Genomic DNA, 16,796 nt, shown 5'->3' with positions numbered 1-16,796 from the left:
CGACTCTATTCCTTATGGAGTTCCCTCTTCACGATGAGAAGGAACTTAAATTAAAGTAGTTAAATCGATAAAAATCGATTATCTAGCGTTACGAGCTTCAATTACAGCTTGTGCAACGTTGTTTGGCGCTTCATTGTACTTCAGGAACTCCATAGAGTATGAAGCACGACCTTGTGTCTGAGAACGCAGGTCAGTAGCATAACCGAACATTTCGGATAATGGTACTTGTGCACGAACAACTTTACCAGTAGGTAAGTCATCCATACCTTCAATCATACCACGACGACGGTTCAGGTCACCAATTACATCGCCCATGTAGTCTTCTGGAGTTTCCACTTCAACTTTCATGATTGGCTCAAGCAGAACTGGTTTCGCTTTTTTGAAGCCGTCTTTAAATGCGATTGATGCCGCAAGTTTAAACGCCAATTCAGAGGAGTCAACATCATGGTAAGAACCGAAATGCAGACGAACACCCATGTTAACTACTGGATAACCCGCTAATGGACCAGATTTCAGCTGCTCTTGCAGACCTTTGTCAACCGCAGGAATGTATTCCGTAGGGATTACACCACCTTTGATTTCGTTGACAAATTCGTAGTCCATTGGCAGACCATCTTTGTCTTTCTTGTCCAGTGGGTACATATCGATAACGACATGACCGTACTGACCACGACCACCAGACTGTTTCGCGTGTTTACCTTCGATGTCAGTCACTTTAGTCGTGATTGCTTCGCGGTAAGCTACTTGTGGTTTACCGACGTTCGCTTCAACTTTGAATTCACGACGCATACGGTCAACCAGAACGTCCAAGTGTAATTCACCCATACCAGCGATGATAGTCTGATTAGTCTCTTCATCACTTGATACGCGGAATGATGGGTCTTCTTGAGCCAGACGGCCTAATGCGATACCCATTTTTTCTTGGTCAGCTTTAGTTTTTGGTTCGATTGCAACAGAGATTACTGGCTCTGGGAATTCCATACGCTCCAGGATGATTGGTGCATCAACTGCACATAAAGTATCACCTGTAGTTACGTCTTTCAGACCGATTGCAGCCGCGATGTCACCAGCGCGAACTTCTTTAATCTCTTCACGCTTGTTAGCGTGCATCTGTACGATACGACCAAAACGCTCTTTCTTCGCTTTAACGGCGTTCAGAACGGTATCACCTGAGTTAACAACACCGGAGTAAACACGGAAGAATGTCAGGTTACCAACGAATGGGTCAGTTGCAATTTTAAATGCTAAAGATGAGAACGGCTCTTCGTCACTTGCATGACGTTCAGCTGGAGTATCTTTACCATCGTCCAGAACACCGTTAATTGCCGGCACATCTGTAGGAGCTGGTAAGTAATCCACAACCGCATCCAGCATCGCCTGAACACCTTTGTTCTTAAATGCAGAACCACAGGTAACCAGGATAATTTCGCTTGCAAGAACACGTTGACGTAAAGCGCCTTTGATTTCAGCTTCAGTCAGTTCTTCACCGCCCAGATATTTTTCCATCAGTTCTTCTGATGCTTCTGCAGCGGATTCGATCAGGTTGTTGTGCCACTCTTCAGCCAGCTCTTGCATGTCCGCAGGGATATCTTCGTATTCGAAGGTAACGCCTTGGTCTTCGTCGTTCCATTTGATTGCTTTCATTTTCAGCAAGTCAACAACACCAGTGAACGACTCTTCTGCGCCGACTGGTAATTGCAGTGGAACTGCAGTAGCTGCTAAACGTGTTTTTAATTGCTCAACAACACGTAAGAAGTTCGCACCCATACGGTCCATTTTGTTAACGAACGCGATACGTGGAACTTTATATTTGTTAGCCTGACGCCATACGGTTTCAGACTGTGGCTGAACACCACCAACTGCACAGTAAACCATTACTGCGCCATCAAGAACACGCATAGAACGTTCTACTTCGATTGTGAAGTCAACGTGTCCCGGGGTGTCGATGATGTTGATACGGTGTGGTTCATACTGTTTAGCCATACCAGACCAGAATGCAGTAGTCGCAGCGGAAGTGATAGTAATACCACGCTCTTGCTCTTGCTCCATCCAGTCCATTGTTGCAGAACCTTCGTGGGTTTCACCGATCTTATGGTTTACACCAGTATAGAACAGAATACGTTCAGAAGTTGTGGTTTTACCGGCGTCGATGTGTGCACTGATACCGATGTTACGATAACGTGCTATGGGCGTTTGACGGGCCATTTTTTCCTCTCTCGTGGGCGTTCAATTCTTCATATAAAGGGCAGCTGAAAGCTACCCTGAGATACATCACTAAGATTGGTAAGAGATTACCAACGGTAGTGTGCGAACGCCTTGTTAGCTTCTGCCATACGGTGAACGTCTTCACGTTTCTTAACAGCGGAACCTTTGTTCTCAGCAGCGTCTGATAATTCGTTTGCCAGGCGAAGCGCCATAGATTTATCACCGCGTTTACGAGCAGCATCAACGATCCAACGCATTGCCAGGGCATTACGACGAACCGGGCGAACTTCAACTGGAACTTGGTAAGTTGAACCACCAACACGGCGGGATTTAACTTCCACAGTCGGACGCACGTTATCAAGTGCTAATTCGAATGCATCAAGTTCAGTTTTACCAGAACGCTGAGCAAGGGTTTCAAGTGCGTTGTATACGATTGCTTCAGCAGTAGATTTTTTCCCGTCTACCATCAGGATATTTACAAATTTGGCCAGTAATTCTGATCCGAACTTAGGATCTGGAAGAATTTTACGTTGACCAATTACGCGACGACGTGGCATGGATATGACTCCGTTGTTAATTCAGGTTTGTCCAAAACTCTACGAGAGTATTTTGACATTAAGATTAAAATGTTTGGCCTTACTTAACGGAAATCCATTAAGCCTTAGGTTTTTTCGCGCCGTATTTAGAACGAGCTTGCTTACGGTCTTTAACACCAGAACAGTCCAGTGCGCCGCGAACGGTGTGATAACGCACACCTGGCAAGTCTTTAACACGACCGCCACGGATCAGGATTACGGAGTGTTCCTGCAAGTTGTGGCCTTCACCACCAATGTAGGAAGAAACTTCGAAACCGTTAGTTAAACGAACACGGCATACTTTACGTAATGCTGAGTTTGGTTTTTTAGGAGTGGTAGTATATACACGAGTACATACGCCACGTTTTTGCGGGCAAGCTTCCAGTGCTGGAACGTTGCTTTTAACAACCTTCGAGCTACGAGATTTGCGTACCAGCTGATTAATAGTTGCCATTATTAAAAAAGCTCCTGGTTTTTTGCTTCGTAAACACGGATTTGACCTCGTTCGCCAACATGACGATACACGAGGACGCGAAATTTTATTGCCGACTGGCTCGGGTGTCAAGAAATATACAACTTTTAGTGACTTTATAAGGCAAAATGTTGCTTATGAGCTTCAGTTAGCTTTACAAAACCTTGGTATGAGATGATAGAAACGCCATCAGCGATCTGATTTTGCAGCCCTCGGGCGTAAATATCTGCATCCAAGGCATAAATTTGAGCTCCGCTATTTTGTAATTCAAGAAGATATTTAGACCGCGAAATACCAGCCAGAACACCATCTTGGAACAACAATATAGCGTCTTCATTTGTGACTAACCGCAGCATTGCGGAAAAATCGCTTTTAAATGGAGAAGTGGCTAAGGTGTATAACATAGGCGGGATCCTACTACAGATCAAAAATTGAACGCAAGATCAAAATTTAAGCACGACGTCGCAAGCAGATAAGTGTGCTTGAATTTGTTGTGGCGTTAAAAATTCAGGAGTGACAACCCAATCATTCTGCTGGCTAATCCCTCTTTCCTGTAATGATTCAGAACACAGGTAAATATTTTCAATATCATACAATGGTAGGACTTTGAATGTCGCGATATAGTCTCGAGCCAAAATTTCTTTGGGTTGCTGGTGCGCAAGTAGTTGACATACACCATCCGAAATAAAGAATACGTTAATATCCTCAGTCAATGCTGAAGTTGCCAATAATGCATCCAGCCCTTCTCGTCCACTGGCACTGCCATGAGGCATCGTCGTAAAAACAAACGCAATCTTTTTCACAAAATACCTTATATCGTTGTGCTGTTCATGGTGTTCAGACTTAAAACTGAATAGTTCGGTCTGTTGTCAACATCGCCTCAGCTAAACTGCCTAAGCCGCTCATGACAAAACCTTCAGATAAGTTATAGGCTGGCAATGACAATGCTTGTGCTTGCTCTTCGTCGGTAATACCACGGCGCAGACTCGCAGCAACACAAATGTTCATTTCACACCCAGATTCTTGTGCAAGTTTACGCCATGCTTTGATTAAATCAAATTCATCAGTCGCGGGAGAAGTCAAGGTGTTGCCGTTAAGAACGCCATCTTGATAAAAGAAAATGCACTTCAATATATGCCCTTCTTCAAGAAGAGCATTGGCAAATTGATAGGCACTCGCTGATTGCGAAGTGCCATATGCAGGGCCTGTCACTAACAAACAATATGTTAGCGGGTTTGCTTTACTCATTCACCACTCTTAAATTGGCGTATATATAAATAGACGGTGTGCTTCGAAATGTTCAGGCGGTCAGCAACCTGATTGATTGCATCTTTAATATCGAAAATTCCTTTCTCGTATAGATTCAGAACCACTTGCTTATTTTTCGCATTGTTCGAAACATTACGGTCATTACTGACTTCTTCAATGGTGTATTCCAATGTTTGAGCAACTAGGTCATCAACAGAAGATGCGAAGTTTACATCTGAAGTCACTTCTTGTTTTTCTTCAGGAACAAATGATTTAATAATTTCTGAGAATGGTACATCTAAGTTCATATTAATGCACAGTAAACCAATAACACGCTGCTTACGGTTACGAATCGCAATCGTCACGGATTTCATTAGGTCACCGCTTTTAGCCTTCGTAAAATACGCTTTGGATACATTTGATTCTGCATCGGCCATGTCATGGAGCATTCTTAACGCTAAGTCAGTAATAGGCGAGCCAATCTTACGCCCTGTATGCTGACCATTAGCTATTCTCACTGCTGAACATTTTAGATCTTCTAGAGAATGAAGAACAATTTCACAATGCGCACCAATTAGCATAGCGAGCCCGTCAACCGCAGCTTCATATGATTTCAAAATTTCGTGGTCAGTCTCAGTAAACGGCTGGTTATCTAGAATATTAATATCACTGAGGTCTTGGGATTGTAATGCATCAGACATTTCAACGTCATCCTTCTAAAGTGTATAAAATTCATCCAGTCAACCAATGAGGCATTCATTATTCGACTCATTTGCCTTCATTCTGTTGTACATAGTCAACGGATGTGATGATTAAAAATAAAAACGAATCTATTGAAGTTAAAACTCCGAGGCGTTGCCGTCAAGCGAATGAATGCAAGAGAGTATGTTTTATCACAATCTTTACGTAAATCAATCGCTACACAAGAGCCGAATGGCTGTGTTTATATTAACCGCGTTTTATAATAGATGTTACGGAGTTTAAGTAATAGCCTTCAAAGTCTTAGCAATATTAGATATGGACATAAATAATGCCAATGATAAATGCGCATACTCGCATGCTAGATATCTTGCAAAAAACTTCAACTTACTTAGTCGAACAGATTCAAAAAGGTCTCACTCATAGCCTAGCCTCCGTTTCAAACACTTACAATCAACTCTACTTTTCCTATATAAACCAAGATACAAACAAAGATATTGATACTTTTGCCAACGCATTAAAAAACCACAGTAAAGAGTACATTTCTACCTATGGAGCATTAATCGGTGAAGGCAATTATGGTCGAGCCTACAAATTAGGGTCATATGTCATAAAAATAGCGTTAACTGAAGATTCCTTTCAAGGTTCTAATTCTAATTGTGCTCGAACCTCTCGAATTACCAATGAATTCAATGATTCTGATTACTCACGAGAAGCCAACTTAAGTAATGGTGAACATGTTTTAGTGTCTAAATTTATTCAAGGTCATTCCGTGACAGGTAAAAAAGTTGTTGAATTTATGAATTCAAAAGACAGGGTCATGTACGACATAGACTCGGAAGGTAATGTAAAGGAAGGTTCAGATAAAAACCTGTACTTAATTGATTCTGATATGGTTTTTTACACAAAAAATCACCGTAAACAATCAATAGCCAGTGATGAATTTCATGAAAATCTTGCAGTAATCGCGGATACGTATGATATCGAACTATCTTTAAGAGGCTGGGTCGATTAAACAACGCTTTTTTAGGTCGTCATTTATTCCCTTATACGAAGAGCGCTACATCATGTAGCGCTCACTCAAACATTATTTAGCAGCTGGTTTGATATCTAATAATTCAACATCAAAGATCAACGTTGAGTTCGCAGGAATACCTGGAACACCGTTTTCACCATACGCTAATTCTGGCGGGATAACTAATGTCATTTTGCCGCCTTTCTTCAGGTTAGCTAAACCTTCTGTCCAACCTTTAATGACTGAATTCAATGGGATAGTTAGTGGTTCATTACGTGAATAAGAGCTATCGAATTCTGTTCCATCAACCAGAGAACCTTTATAGTGCACGACCACTGTTTCGTCTTCTTTAGGTTTTGCGCCTGTACCGTCTTTTTCAATTTTGTACAACAGACCAGACTTAGTTTTCACTACACCTTTTTCTTTCGCAAACTTCTCGCGATACTCTTCGCCTTTCTTCACGTTAGCAGCAGATTCAGCTTTGATTTTATCTTCAGCCGCTTTTTTCACTTGGCCTTCGAATTGGCGTAACGTTTCTTCAACTTGCGCATCTGTCATTTTACTTTTGCCGCTGAATGCATCTTGCACACCAGCTAATAATTGGGCTTTGTCCAGATTAATGCCAATAGATTTTTGCTCTTCTAAAGAGTTTTGCATATAGCGACCTAAAGAGGCACCTAATGCATACGCGTTACGCTCTTCTGCATTTTTAAACGCGCTTGCTTGTGTTTTTGCTTCTTCTGCCATAACTTGTGGTGCAGTGAAAGCGAATGCTAATGTTGTTGCTAATAGACTTGCCTTAAACAGTGATTTCATCCTAATCTCCGATAGCTATTATTCGAGCTATAACGCTCATTTTTATTGATAGCTGTTCCTTATCTTAAAAAACAAGCTGTCAGTTAACACAATAAATATAAGAATATCTTAGACCACATTAACAAAAAGAGGTTTCAACGCCTACACCTTTAAATAAAACTTATCTGTTGATTTGTAATGTTCGGTTATTATGATGTTTTTTTCATGGTGAGAACCCATAAGGAGATCCTAAAATGGATTCATCAAACAATTTTGAACAGCGTTTAGAACTTTTGGAAAGCAAAGTTGCCTTTCAAGAATTAACCATTGAACAGCTCAACCAAGTGATCACAGAACAACAAATGCAGCTGTCAAAAATGCAGGAACATTTGCGTATCGTTGCGGAAAGATTGAAAGCGTCGCAATCATCTCACCTAGCGCGTCCTGAAGAAGAGACTCCCCCTCCCCATTATTAGTCTCTCAACTTTTCCCCCTGATATGAAATTGGGAGATATCAATATCAGGCAAGGCCACCTCTTCGGGCTTATCCAATTGAGGTACCCATTCATAGGGAACTCGATAAGCCCGATAAATCATGTTATCCCAAGCGTATTGTTCATCGGTATAGGGGGAAATATATTCCCAAGCAATTTTATTTTCCTTAGTAACTTCAATAATTCGTCCATCCGCGCCCTCTGTAATCAATGTATTACCATTGAGGAGTCGTTGTGCGCTGCTAACATGCGGACTAAAAAATCGAAAACGATTCGTCGGCATTTTAAATCCCTGCTCATTTGCAGAATGCTGCCAAACAATATCTAAACTGATCGGGTCTATCTCCAAGACTCGAGAATAGTCACGACACGCATTTTTAATCCATAAAGCGAGGTTGGCGTTGCTTGCCCATAGCCTGCTTGCCAGCCATTATCAAACAGTAAAATATTCCCCGCACCCGGTAACCCTTGAGGAATAAGATGGGCATGATGTTGACCAATAATCCCCCCTAAATGTTTAACATTATCATGGGTATAATCAGGCCCAATTTGCCATACAATCTTTCTTGTTTCACGGCTGGTAATTCCAATAATATTCGCTTCCCGAGAGCTCCATATTATATTCTCAGGATGAAAATCAGTATTGCCATTATCATAGTGTTTGTTGGGACCAAGCCGAGATAGGCTATTGATATGTAAATAATCCCCCACACCATCAGATATGAGATTAGGGTTACGATAAAAGACATTCTTTGCGGTTTCAGAAAAACCGAGCTCTGAAAAGTGATCACTGAGCGCCCAAGTCCATACAATATTTCCCTGCCAATTAACCTCAACAAAGACGTCATCCAGTAATGGCTTATCTGATATTTGAGGATTTTGAATATTTCGATGGCAAAGTAATAATGTTTTGCCTTCATAGATAGGGGATATCAAGTCAGGCGTATAATACCCGACGGGGTTTCCTTCCCGTTGAAAATCATGATGGGCTCTTGCAGACCAATATTGCTCCCCATCATCATCCGTCAATAATTCGACACGATCAAATGACCAAACTTCGTTATTGTCCCAATCCCGCTGGACCAACCGAGTATATTCGCGATATTTATCACCTTCTTTTGACCATTCATAACTCAGCAGATTGCCTCGAGGTAACATTTTACAAGGCACTCCATTACTGTCCTGCCAAACATGAACTTCATTGCCATTCATATCAATAAGCACAGCGCCCTTATTAGCCACTGAAAATAATGTATAACCATTCCAGGCTTTATCTGGTTTATAAATTGTTGTTTTTGTAGGGTAAATAGAGGGCATTCCCATCATGATTTTCCTCGATAATTGAGACAATGACACGAGATAAACAAAGAAATTAATCTCGATAAAAATCATGGGAATTATAAGTTAGAAAAATAACCAACTGATTTACAATAAATTTCAGTAATTATTAAATTTAATAACATTGAATGCTTGAGACTGCATGTTGAGTAAAAAAAAAGCCCAACATAAAATGTTGAGCCTACTTTCGAAATAAAAAGCGAGTTCACTTTTTATTGAATCTCTTTTTTAGAGATTAGTGGCAACCACAGCCACCATGCTTGTGTCCGTGGCCTTGACCTTCGCCACCACCACAGCAACCGCCTTCTGAACCGTGGCTATGACCGCCACCGCCACAGCAACCACCTTCGTGATCATGGTCATGGTCGTGACCATCAGCACCATGGACGTGACCATGTGCGATTTCTTCTTCTGTTGCTTCACGGATAGCCATGACTTCAACATTAAATTTCAGGTTTTGACCTGCTAACATATGGTTACCGTCGACGATAACTTCATCGCCTTCGATGCCAGTGATTTCAACAGGAACTGGACCCATATCAGTATCCGCTAAGAAACGCATACCCACTTCCAGCTCGTCAACGCCCATGAATACATCTTTTGGTACGCGTTGAACTAAGTTGTCATCGTATTGACCATATGCATCGTCTGAAGCGACTTCGACATCGAAATGTTCGCCAACTTCACGACCTTCTAATGCTTTTTCCAGACCAGAAATTAAAGATCCACGGCCATGCAGATAATCCATTGGCGCGTTTGCCGGGGACTCATCAACTAAAACACCGTCTTCTGTTCTTACTTGGTAAGCGAGGCTTACAACCAAGTCTTTTGCTACTTTCATGACATCTCCTACGACCCGTAAGGGAAAAATTTTTGCCAATTGTACCGGAAAACAATTGTGCTGTATTGAGAATTGACAAAATTCTCTTATTCTGGGGTAAAAATCCCAATAACTTGTTCTTGCTTTCTCACATGCTCAGTGGCATCACCTTCGGTTTGGCGCTGTTGATCCCCACAGCTCACACATTCAACCACATCAATTTTGTCTTCTCGCCACATCATTAAGGTGTCTTGAGACTTGCATTTAGGGCAAGTTGCCCCAGCAATAAAACGCTTACGTGTTGCTGCCATTTTTCTACCTTACTGTTCGTTATTCCAGCTATGCGGTTGGCGATTTTCTCTTTGCATCTCTTTTTCGAAAAGTTCGTTAAGTTCACGCCGCGCCTCTTTAATGCGTGAGATTTGCCCGCTGTCGCTGTTTTCATTTTCAGGAATGATATCGCGTAACATACGCATATCGAGTCTGCGGAAATGTTGCTTGGCTCGATAAGCTTTATGAGGGTGCATACCGGTACTAACTAGCGCCTTACTGCCCATTTCCAGCGCACTTGAGAAGGTTTCACGGCTGAAATCCGTCACGCCACTGTGCAATAATTCGTGTGCTTCTAAACGCCCTTTAGCTCGTGCAATAATATGCAAGTTAGGGAAGTTTTCTTGGCAAATACGCACAATTTCCATCACTTCCTCAGGCACATTACTGGTGATCACAATCGATTTCGCTTTATCCGCGCCTGCCGAACGAAGAAGTTGCAGCTCACGCGCATCCCCATAATAAACGGTATATCCATAGCGGCGCATCGTGCTAATTGCCGTGACATCTTGTTCAAGCACCGTAATGTTCACTTTATTCGCCATCAACAAACGACCAACCACCTGCCCCATGCGCCCAAATCCCACTAAAATAACGTGAGGATTAGTATCTTCCACAAACGGTTTTTCTGTCGATGTCGCTTGCTGATTATAACGGCGGTTGAGATACGCATCTATCAGCTGCATCACAAGTGGCGTTGTCATCATCGACAAAGTCACCACAACCAACAAGAGGTCCATTTGACGTTCATCAATAACACTCGCGCCAAACGCGGTGGCATAAATCACGAAGGCAAACTCCCCACCTTGGCTCAGTACCCCAGAAAACTGCGCGCGAGCACCATTACGTAAGCGAGCCACAAACCCTAGCGCATACAACACCAGTGCTTTCACCGCGACTAATACTACAACAGCGATCAAGACTTGTGGAAGGTAAGTCCACAACACTTGTAGATTCAGAGACATCCCAACAGAGATAAAAAACAGCCCTAACAATAATCCTTTAAACGGCTCGATATTAATCTCTAGTTCATGGCGGAATTCTGTTTCCGCCAGCATCACTCCAGCCATAAATGTTCCCAACGCCATTGAGAACCCTAGGCTTTCCATAATCAGTGCCGAACCTAATACCACTAACAGCGCGGCTGCCGTGAAAATCTCGTGCACCCCCGACTTGGCGGCTAGTCTAAATAGTGGACGTAATAAATAGCGACCGACAACCCACAGCCCTACAAACGCTACCACTTTCAAACCAATTTTGTACCAATCACTGCTCCCCGTATCACCGGCTAATAACGGAATCAACGCCATAATGGGGATAACGGCCATATCTTGGAACAGTAAAACGGAAAAACCAAGCTGCCCACTTTCTTGATTAGACATCCCTTTTTCGTTCATCAATTGCAGCGCCATCGCCGTCGAGGACATCGCCATGCCCAAGCCACCGACTACCGCAGCCTGCCAAGAAAATTGTGCCAGAATGAGCACCCCTGCCATTAGCACCGCAGTGACAACCACTTGGATGGTTCCCACACCAAAAATTGACCGACGCAGTTCCCATAATTTAGATGGCTTCAGCTCGAGTCCTATCAAAAACATTAAGAAGACAACACCTAACTCAGAGAAATGCAGAATATCATTCACATTGCGGATAAAACCCAACACAAAAGGACCAATGATGATCCCAGCGAGTAAATACCCTAACACCGCACCCAATCGGATTTTTTGGGCAATTGGCACCATCACAACACCGGCGCATAAAAATATGATCACCGACTCAAATAGATTCAACTCATCCATTTGAAATATCTCCCATATTGAGGGGCTGCTTCATCCATTGTTTATATTCTTCAACTGCTTGCTGTAATTGTTGTTTGCTCAGTCGACGGGCAGAATAAATGATACTCGGTTCTAGCCACTGCATATCACACATCAACGCAGTCAATTCAAATGGGCGAAGAATTTCGGATAACGGATAGCGATTATAGCCGCCATGCTGGTAAGACTCTTCTGGCTCCCCTGTCGTAATAATCGAACGCCAATATTTGCCTTTTAACTTTTGATAACCTTGGTCTGTGGCAAACCGGCGAGTCAGCACTTGGTCAAACCACTCTTTTAATAAAGCGGGGCAACTATAAGTATAGAGAGGATGCTGAAATACGATGACATCATGCTGACAAAGTCGCTTTTGTTCTGCGGTGACATCAATAAAATAATCGGGGTATGTTGCATATAAATCATGGATAGTGACATTATCAAAATCACGCACCGCATCTAATAACAGACGATTAGCAACTGACTCATGGGGGTCTGGGTGAGCGTAGACCACCAGTACTTTTAGCGAATTTGACATCTTTCCCTCCTCAAAGGCGTGTCAGGCGGATAATTTTCCGTTACCATGCAGCCTGCTAAATGTATTTTAAGCTGAATATATTTCAGTAATAACTTTTTTATTCGAATATATCTAACTCAATAATTTAACATATTTTCAATAGACGGTTTCTATGATTGTTTTCTCTTCATTACAAATTCGCCGAGGTGTACGTGTTCTGCTGGACAATGCAACTGCGACTATCAATCCGGGACAGAAAGTCGGATTAGTGGGTAAAAACGGCTGCGGAAAATCCACATTGCTGGCACTGCTAAAAGGTGAATTACAAGCAGAAGCAGGATCAGCAACCTTTCCAAGCAATTGGTCAATGGCATGGGTTAATCAAGAAACCCCAGCCCTTGATGTGCCTTGTATTGAGTATGTGATTGATGGCGATCGCGAATTTCGTGCCCTAGAACAAAAACTCCAGCAAGCGAATGAAAAAAATGATGGTCATGCCATTGCCGTGGTTCACGGACAGTTAGATGCCATTGATGCATGGACGATTCAATCCCGTGCGGCCAGCCTACTACATGGTTTAGGCTTTAGTCAGGCACAACTACAGTCCCCAGTAAAATCCTTTTCGGGTGGCTGGCGTATGCGCTTGAACTTAGCGCAAGCCCTATTGTGCCGTTCTGATTTATTGTTGCTCGATGAACCAACGAACCACTTAGACTTAGATGCCGTCATTTGGCTGGAAAAATGGCTTAAGAGCTACTCAGGCACACTGATCTTGATTTCCCATGATAGGGACTTCCTCGATCCTATTATCGATAAAGTGCTGCATATCGAACAAGAAACGATGTTCGAATACACGGGTAACTACTCCTCTTTCGAGCGTCAACGTGCTACTAAATTGGCACAACAACAGGCTCTGTATGAGAGCCAACAAGCCAAAGCCGCTCACTTACAAAGCTACATTGACCGCTTCAGAGTACAAGCAACGAAAGCGAAGCAAGCTCAAAGCCGTATTAAAATGCTTGAGCGTATGGAGATGGTTGCCCCTGCACATGTGGATAACCCATTCCATTTTTCATTCCGCAAACCAGAAAGCTTACCTAACCCATTATTAAAAATGGAAAAAGTCAGTGCTGGTTACGGTGAAAAAGTGGTATTAGAATCCATTAAATTGAATTTAGTCCCCGGCTCACGCATTGGTTTACTTGGGCGAAATGGTGCAGGTAAATCAACATTAATCAAAATGTTAGCGGGAGATTTACCCCCATTGCACGGTGAAATTTCCCTCGCCAAGGGCATTAAACTGGGGTATTTCGCCCAGCACCAATTAGAATATTTGCACGCTGATGAATCCCCGTTGCAGCATCTTGCCCGCTTAGCACCAGAGCAAACGGAACAACAGTTACGTGACTATTTAGGAGGGTTTGGCTTTAAAGGCGACCAAGTGACTGATCCTAGTGGACGATTTTCCGGTGGTGAAAAAGCTCGCCTAGTATTAGCGCTGATTGTCTGGCAACGCCCTAATTTACTGTTACTCGATGAGCCAACCAACCATTTAGACTTGGACATGCGCCAAGCACTGACTGAAGCATTAATGGCTTTCGAAGGGGCCTTAGTGGTGGTTTCCCATGATAGACACTTACTGCGCACCACAACCGACGAGCTGTATCTGGTTCATGGCGGAAAAGTTGAGCAATTTGATGGCGACCTTGAAGATTACCAACAATGGTTAGCCGAACAAAACAAAATGGAATTGCAGCAAGCACGAGAACTGCTTGATAAAGAAAAACCAGCCAGTACCTCAACTGTCACGGCTCAAGATAGAAAAGACCAAAAACGCCGAGAAGCCGAGTTCCGTCAACTGACTCAACCCATCCGTAAAAAAATGACGGAATTGGAAAAGAAAATGGAAAAGTATTCGATTTCCTTGGCAGAATTAGAGGCAAAATTATCTGACGCAGCCATTTATGAGCAAGATAAAAAAGCGGAGCTCACTGACTGTTTGAAGAAACAGACAGAACAAAAATCCGCACTCGAAGACGTTGAAATGGAGTGGATGGATTTACAAGAACAGCTAGAAACCATGACCAATGAGTTTGAAGCAGGTTAATCGGTAATTTATTTCAATGAATAAACCCTTATTAAGGTCATATTAATAAGGGCTATTTTTACAATAAGACCAAATTAGATATTCTTAATTAGTGCAAAACCTTTAAAAATTTAAATTACACATAAAAATCTTATTTATAGTTTTTTTAAAAAATAATCTGAAGATTTGAGGTGTAATTAATAGATTTAAATATTAACATATCATTAACTTTAAGCAGTTAAAACCAATCAAAGAAAGTGTAATATTAAAAATAACACTTATTCTTCAATAGATTAAAATCATAGTAAAACACTTCAGTGAGCATCTATTTTGTCACTGTAATATCCCCATTATAATGAAGCCTATCCGACAAATTAAAAAATAAAAACCTATAAAGATAAGGCATTAGCACTTATCTAGATTCTATGGTTGGTACAGCATGATTTATATAATGACAATGCTCTATGGCAGAAACACAGCAAAAAAATATTTTTGGTTTATTCTCGCATTAACACTCTTTGGTGTGTTTATTGGCGCCTGCTTTTTCTTATTACCTTTTTTTGCAGATCCCCATGAGTACATGATTTTTCTATGTATTCCAATTTTATTGGAAGCCATTCGCTCCTTTGTTTGCTCAGCATATTGCCAAGGTGCCACTCGAGGATTACGAATCAGCCGTGGGCTAGTGCTGCTGCTTATGGTCTACATTGTCTTGTTTTCCAAAATACATGCTTGGGAAACCGTTCTTTCTGGCTTTATTACTGGCTTATATCTGATGGTCAGCGCTATCTGGAAAATGTCCAACAGCGTGGTTTTAAAGTTTCAGCGCTGGAAACTGATGTTTACCGTATCCATTATTGAGTTCTTACTTGGCTTATGGAATTTTATTCCATGGTCTTTTGACTATTCATCCCGCCAAGTCTATTGGGATGTCGGTACGCTGATTATGATCTTCTCCCTAGACTCATTCTTTGTGTACTATTTTGTCGTCAGTAGCCGGATATCCGATGATGTGGATCAAATAACTTTTGTACGTAATCACTCATCTTCAGACAGAGAATCCGGCACCCTACATGTTTGGACAACCACAGGGCAACTACCGTTATTTTTTAAAATTATCCAGCGCTACATTGTCTCCCGCAATTCTCAGGGGGTCATTAGTACAGGGCATGTCGCCTTTGAACTCGATGAGATTTATATCAGCCACTACCCAGAGAAAGATATTGACCGCGATACGGCGCAATTCTTACAGATATTAAAATCCACGGAAGAAAACAATGACACTGGCGTTTTTCAAATCAGTTATCTTGATGAAATGAAAATTGCGCCGCCGTCTAATTTCAAATTAACCATTGAAGGGATCAGTAAAGAAAAACTGGATGCCTTTTGGCGTGAATACAGCAAAGACACGACCTACAATTTAACTAACCGTAATTGCTCAACCGTTGTCTCTTTAGCGCTAATAAAAAGTACTGAAGGATATTTTACTGAGAAAAAAGGCGGCTTCATGTTGCTACTTAAATTACTCTTTAGCCCTGAACTTTGGGTCATGTCCCAGCTCAGAAAACATGCAAGTATAATGACGTGGACACCGGGGATTGTTTTAGATTACTCCCGAGCCATGTCCGTTCTATTGAAAATGCGATGATGAGTAATTTACTTCCTAAAGACGAGTGGAGAACAGAGTATCGCTATAAATCCTCTATGGATTTTAACCGCGATACTTCAGAGGTTGCCATCCACAATTTTCGTTCGTTTCAATTCACAGATAAAAACGAATACATATGGGGTACCAAACATTACAACTTGTCTGATCTGCAAAGTGTCGATTTAGTACAGTCACATTGGTCTGGTAAAATGATTGCCCATGTTTTTTTGAGTTTTGGTTTTTCCAATGGAGACTATGTCTCTTTTTCCATTGAAACACGGCGAAAATCACATCAGCAATTTTCGGTTTGGAAAGGTTTTTTCTATAACTACGATATTATCTATGTGGTCGCGGATGAGCAGGATTTGATTGGTACGCGGGTTAATTTACGCAATGAGCAAGTCTATATTTATCCCTTAAATTTAGATAAACCACTTATTACTGAATTGTTTATCAATTACATGGATAAAATCAATTCATTGAAAGAAAATGATGAAAAATATCATTCTATGTGGAATAACTGCACAACCAGTATTTATAAAATCGCAAAAAAAACCTATCCAGACTTTAAATTCAATTGGAAACTTTTAGTCAGTGGCTATGCTTCACAATATTGCCATCAATTAGGCTTTATTGAAGATAACGATTATTTTAATAAACAAAAAATTCCTATCATTCCATTAGTTAACCACACATTCTCACACCAGATTAGGCGTTAATTCCGCTCATAGTAACTGACA

Annotated in this window: 19 protein-coding genes; 5 read left to right on the top strand and 14 right to left on the bottom strand. The window is 41.7% G+C overall.

The annotated features are described in order from the left end of the window. Positions 1-78: 78 nt before the first annotated feature. From fusA to PR795_RS09820, 7 genes are all read right to left on the bottom strand, one after another. A complete protein-coding gene (fusA, locus tag PR795_RS09850) occupies positions 79-2,205 on the bottom strand; it encodes an elongation factor G (RefSeq protein ID WP_006659523.1) in 2,127 nt (708 codons plus the stop codon). Between the two features lie 86 nt (positions 2,206-2,291). Continuing rightward, complete coding sequence (gene rpsG / locus PR795_RS09845; RefSeq protein ID WP_004262486.1) at positions 2,292-2,762, bottom strand: 30S ribosomal protein S7; 471 nt, start codon at positions 2,760-2,762, stop codon at positions 2,292-2,294. Between the two features lie 97 nt (positions 2,763-2,859). Beyond that, positions 2,860-3,234, bottom strand: a complete 375-nt coding sequence (gene rpsL, locus PR795_RS09840; RefSeq protein WP_004265905.1) for a 30S ribosomal protein S12 — start codon at positions 3,232-3,234, stop codon at positions 2,860-2,862. Positions 3,235-3,368: 134 nt separating this feature from the next. Further along, positions 3,369-3,656, bottom strand: coding sequence for a sulfurtransferase complex subunit TusB (gene tusB / locus PR795_RS09835; protein ID WP_006659524.1), 288 nt, complete (start codon positions 3,654-3,656; stop codon positions 3,369-3,371). 39 nt (positions 3,657-3,695) lie between these two features. Then, on the bottom strand, positions 3,696-4,055 hold the full coding sequence (gene tusC / locus PR795_RS09830; protein ID WP_006659525.1) for a sulfurtransferase complex subunit TusC: 360 nt from the start codon (positions 4,053-4,055) through the stop codon (positions 3,696-3,698). A 40-nt stretch (positions 4,056-4,095) separates the two neighbouring features. Then, positions 4,096-4,500 carry a sulfurtransferase complex subunit TusD gene (gene tusD, locus PR795_RS09825; RefSeq protein ID WP_036959723.1) on the bottom strand — a complete coding sequence of 135 codons (405 nt, stop codon included), beginning with the start codon at positions 4,498-4,500 and terminating at the stop codon, positions 4,096-4,098. Then, positions 4,497-5,201 carry a helix-turn-helix transcriptional regulator gene (locus PR795_RS09820; protein WP_006659527.1) on the bottom strand — a complete coding sequence of 235 codons (705 nt, stop codon included), beginning with the start codon at positions 5,199-5,201 and terminating at the stop codon, positions 4,497-4,499. Before PR795_RS09820 ends, tusD begins: the two co-directional genes overlap by 4 nt. A 329-nt stretch (positions 5,202-5,530) precedes the next feature. Here PR795_RS09820 and PR795_RS09815 point away from each other — a divergent pair, with 329 nt between their 5' ends. Further along, positions 5,531-6,214, top strand: coding sequence for a kinase (locus PR795_RS09815; RefSeq protein WP_181480513.1), 684 nt, complete (start codon positions 5,531-5,533; stop codon positions 6,212-6,214). A gap of 72 nt (positions 6,215-6,286) precedes the next feature. Here the strand turns inward: PR795_RS09815 and fkpA are convergent, their stop codons facing one another. Next, positions 6,287-7,030, bottom strand: a complete 744-nt coding sequence (gene fkpA, locus PR795_RS09810) for an FKBP-type peptidyl-prolyl cis-trans isomerase (RefSeq protein WP_006659530.1) — start codon at positions 7,028-7,030, stop codon at positions 6,287-6,289. Between the two features lie 233 nt (positions 7,031-7,263). Between fkpA and PR795_RS09805 the strand changes: the two genes are divergently transcribed. Then, a complete protein-coding gene (locus PR795_RS09805) occupies positions 7,264-7,485 on the top strand; it encodes a SlyX family protein (RefSeq protein ID WP_006659531.1) in 222 nt (73 codons plus the stop codon). Between the two features lie 4 nt (positions 7,486-7,489). On the opposite strand, the gene PR795_RS09800 is transcribed toward PR795_RS09805, so the two are convergent. The 6 genes from PR795_RS09800 to kefG form a co-directional block, all read right to left on the bottom strand. Continuing rightward, positions 7,490-7,786: a hypothetical protein gene (locus PR795_RS09800; protein WP_272516823.1), complete on the bottom strand. Its 297-nt coding sequence runs from the start codon at positions 7,784-7,786 to the stop codon at positions 7,490-7,492. 56 nt (positions 7,787-7,842) lie between these two features. Further along, positions 7,843-8,829 carry an aryl-sulfate sulfotransferase gene (locus PR795_RS09795; RefSeq protein WP_272516822.1) on the bottom strand — a complete coding sequence of 329 codons (987 nt, stop codon included), beginning with the start codon at positions 8,827-8,829 and terminating at the stop codon, positions 7,843-7,845. Between the two features lie 247 nt (positions 8,830-9,076). Continuing rightward, complete coding sequence (gene slyD, locus PR795_RS09790) at positions 9,077-9,682, bottom strand: peptidylprolyl isomerase (RefSeq protein WP_006659533.1); 606 nt, start codon at positions 9,680-9,682, stop codon at positions 9,077-9,079. 86 nt (positions 9,683-9,768) lie between these two features. Then, positions 9,769-9,972 carry a YheV family putative zinc ribbon protein gene (locus PR795_RS09785; RefSeq protein WP_006659534.1) on the bottom strand — a complete coding sequence of 68 codons (204 nt, stop codon included), beginning with the start codon at positions 9,970-9,972 and terminating at the stop codon, positions 9,769-9,771. Positions 9,973-9,981: 9 nt separating this feature from the next. After that, the gene (kefB, locus tag PR795_RS09780; RefSeq protein ID WP_006659535.1) at positions 9,982-11,790 is read right to left on the bottom strand and encodes a glutathione-regulated potassium-efflux system protein KefB; all 1,809 of its coding nucleotides are present in this window, start codon (positions 11,788-11,790) and stop codon (positions 9,982-9,984) included. Beyond that, entirely contained in the window at positions 11,783-12,343 is a 561-nt protein-coding gene (kefG, locus tag PR795_RS09775) for a glutathione-regulated potassium-efflux system ancillary protein KefG (RefSeq protein WP_006659536.1), read from the bottom strand. The genes kefB and kefG overlap by 8 nt, the downstream gene beginning before the upstream one ends. Positions 12,344-12,494: 151 nt before the next feature. On the opposite strand from kefG, the gene PR795_RS09770 reads away from it, so the two are divergent. The 3 genes from PR795_RS09770 to PR795_RS09760 all read left to right on the top strand — a co-directional run bounded on the left by PR795_RS09770 (position 12,495) and on the right by PR795_RS09760 (position 16,775). Continuing rightward, positions 12,495-14,429, top strand: a complete 1,935-nt coding sequence (locus tag PR795_RS09770; protein WP_036959717.1) for an ABC transporter ATP-binding protein — start codon at positions 12,495-12,497, stop codon at positions 14,427-14,429. A 430-nt stretch (positions 14,430-14,859) separates the two neighbouring features. Further along, complete coding sequence (locus tag PR795_RS09765; protein ID WP_224061698.1) at positions 14,860-16,056, top strand: peptidase; 1,197 nt, start codon at positions 14,860-14,862, stop codon at positions 16,054-16,056. Next, on the top strand, positions 16,053-16,775 hold the full coding sequence (locus PR795_RS09760) for an Lnb N-terminal periplasmic domain-containing protein (RefSeq protein ID WP_006659539.1): 723 nt from the start codon (positions 16,053-16,055) through the stop codon (positions 16,773-16,775). Before PR795_RS09765 ends, PR795_RS09760 begins: the two co-directional genes overlap by 4 nt. Positions 16,776-16,796: the final 21 nt, after the last annotated feature.

The organism is Providencia sp. PROV209, from assembly GCF_028479485.1.
Taxonomy (GTDB): domain Bacteria; phylum Pseudomonadota; class Gammaproteobacteria; order Enterobacterales; family Enterobacteriaceae; genus Providencia; species Providencia alcalifaciens.
The sequence above is the reverse complement of the archived record's forward strand: the minus strand, read 5'-3'. Positions and strand labels throughout refer to the sequence as shown.

Excerpts from the sequence above, each read along its gene's own strand:
- PR795_RS09770 (WP_036959717.1), top strand. The coding sequence starts at position 12,495 with ATGATTGTTTTCTCTTCATTACAAATTCGCCGAGGTGTACGTGTTCTG.
- fkpA (WP_006659530.1), bottom strand. The coding sequence starts at position 7,030 with ATGAAATCACTGTTTAAGGCAAGTCTATTAGCAACAACATTAGCATTC.
- PR795_RS09800 (WP_272516823.1), bottom strand. The coding sequence starts at position 7,786 with ATGCCGACGAATCGTTTTCGATTTTTTAGTCCGCATGTTAGCAGCGCA.
- kefB (WP_006659535.1), bottom strand. The coding sequence starts at position 11,790 with ATGGATGAGTTGAATCTATTTGAGTCGGTGATCATATTTTTATGCGCC.
- slyD (WP_006659533.1), bottom strand. The coding sequence starts at position 9,682 with ATGAAAGTAGCAAAAGACTTGGTTGTAAGCCTCGCTTACCAAGTAAGA.
- PR795_RS09795 (WP_272516822.1), bottom strand. The coding sequence starts at position 8,829 with ATGATGGGAATGCCCTCTATTTACCCTACAAAAACAACAATTTATAAA.
- PR795_RS09760 (WP_006659539.1), top strand. The coding sequence starts at position 16,053 with ATGATGAGTAATTTACTTCCTAAAGACGAGTGGAGAACAGAGTATCGC.
- PR795_RS09765 (WP_224061698.1), top strand. The coding sequence starts at position 14,860 with ATGACAATGCTCTATGGCAGAAACACAGCAAAAAAATATTTTTGGTTT.
- kefG (WP_006659536.1), bottom strand. The coding sequence starts at position 12,343 with ATGTCAAATTCGCTAAAAGTACTGGTGGTCTACGCTCACCCAGACCCC.
- PR795_RS09815 (WP_181480513.1), top strand. The coding sequence starts at position 5,531 with ATGCCAATGATAAATGCGCATACTCGCATGCTAGATATCTTGCAAAAA.
- rpsG (WP_004262486.1), bottom strand. The coding sequence starts at position 2,762 with ATGCCACGTCGTCGCGTAATTGGTCAACGTAAAATTCTTCCAGATCCT.
- PR795_RS09805 (WP_006659531.1), top strand. The coding sequence starts at position 7,264 with ATGGATTCATCAAACAATTTTGAACAGCGTTTAGAACTTTTGGAAAGC.
- PR795_RS09785 (WP_006659534.1), bottom strand. The coding sequence starts at position 9,972 with ATGGCAGCAACACGTAAGCGTTTTATTGCTGGGGCAACTTGCCCTAAA.
- fusA (WP_006659523.1), bottom strand. The coding sequence starts at position 2,205 with ATGGCCCGTCAAACGCCCATAGCACGTTATCGTAACATCGGTATCAGT.
- rpsL (WP_004265905.1), bottom strand. The coding sequence starts at position 3,234 with ATGGCAACTATTAATCAGCTGGTACGCAAATCTCGTAGCTCGAAGGTT.
- tusD (WP_036959723.1), bottom strand. The coding sequence starts at position 4,500 with ATGAGTAAAGCAAACCCGCTAACATATTGTTTGTTAGTGACAGGCCCT.
- PR795_RS09820 (WP_006659527.1), bottom strand. The coding sequence starts at position 5,201 with ATGTCTGATGCATTACAATCCCAAGACCTCAGTGATATTAATATTCTA.
- tusB (WP_006659524.1), bottom strand. The coding sequence starts at position 3,656 with ATGTTATACACCTTAGCCACTTCTCCATTTAAAAGCGATTTTTCCGCA.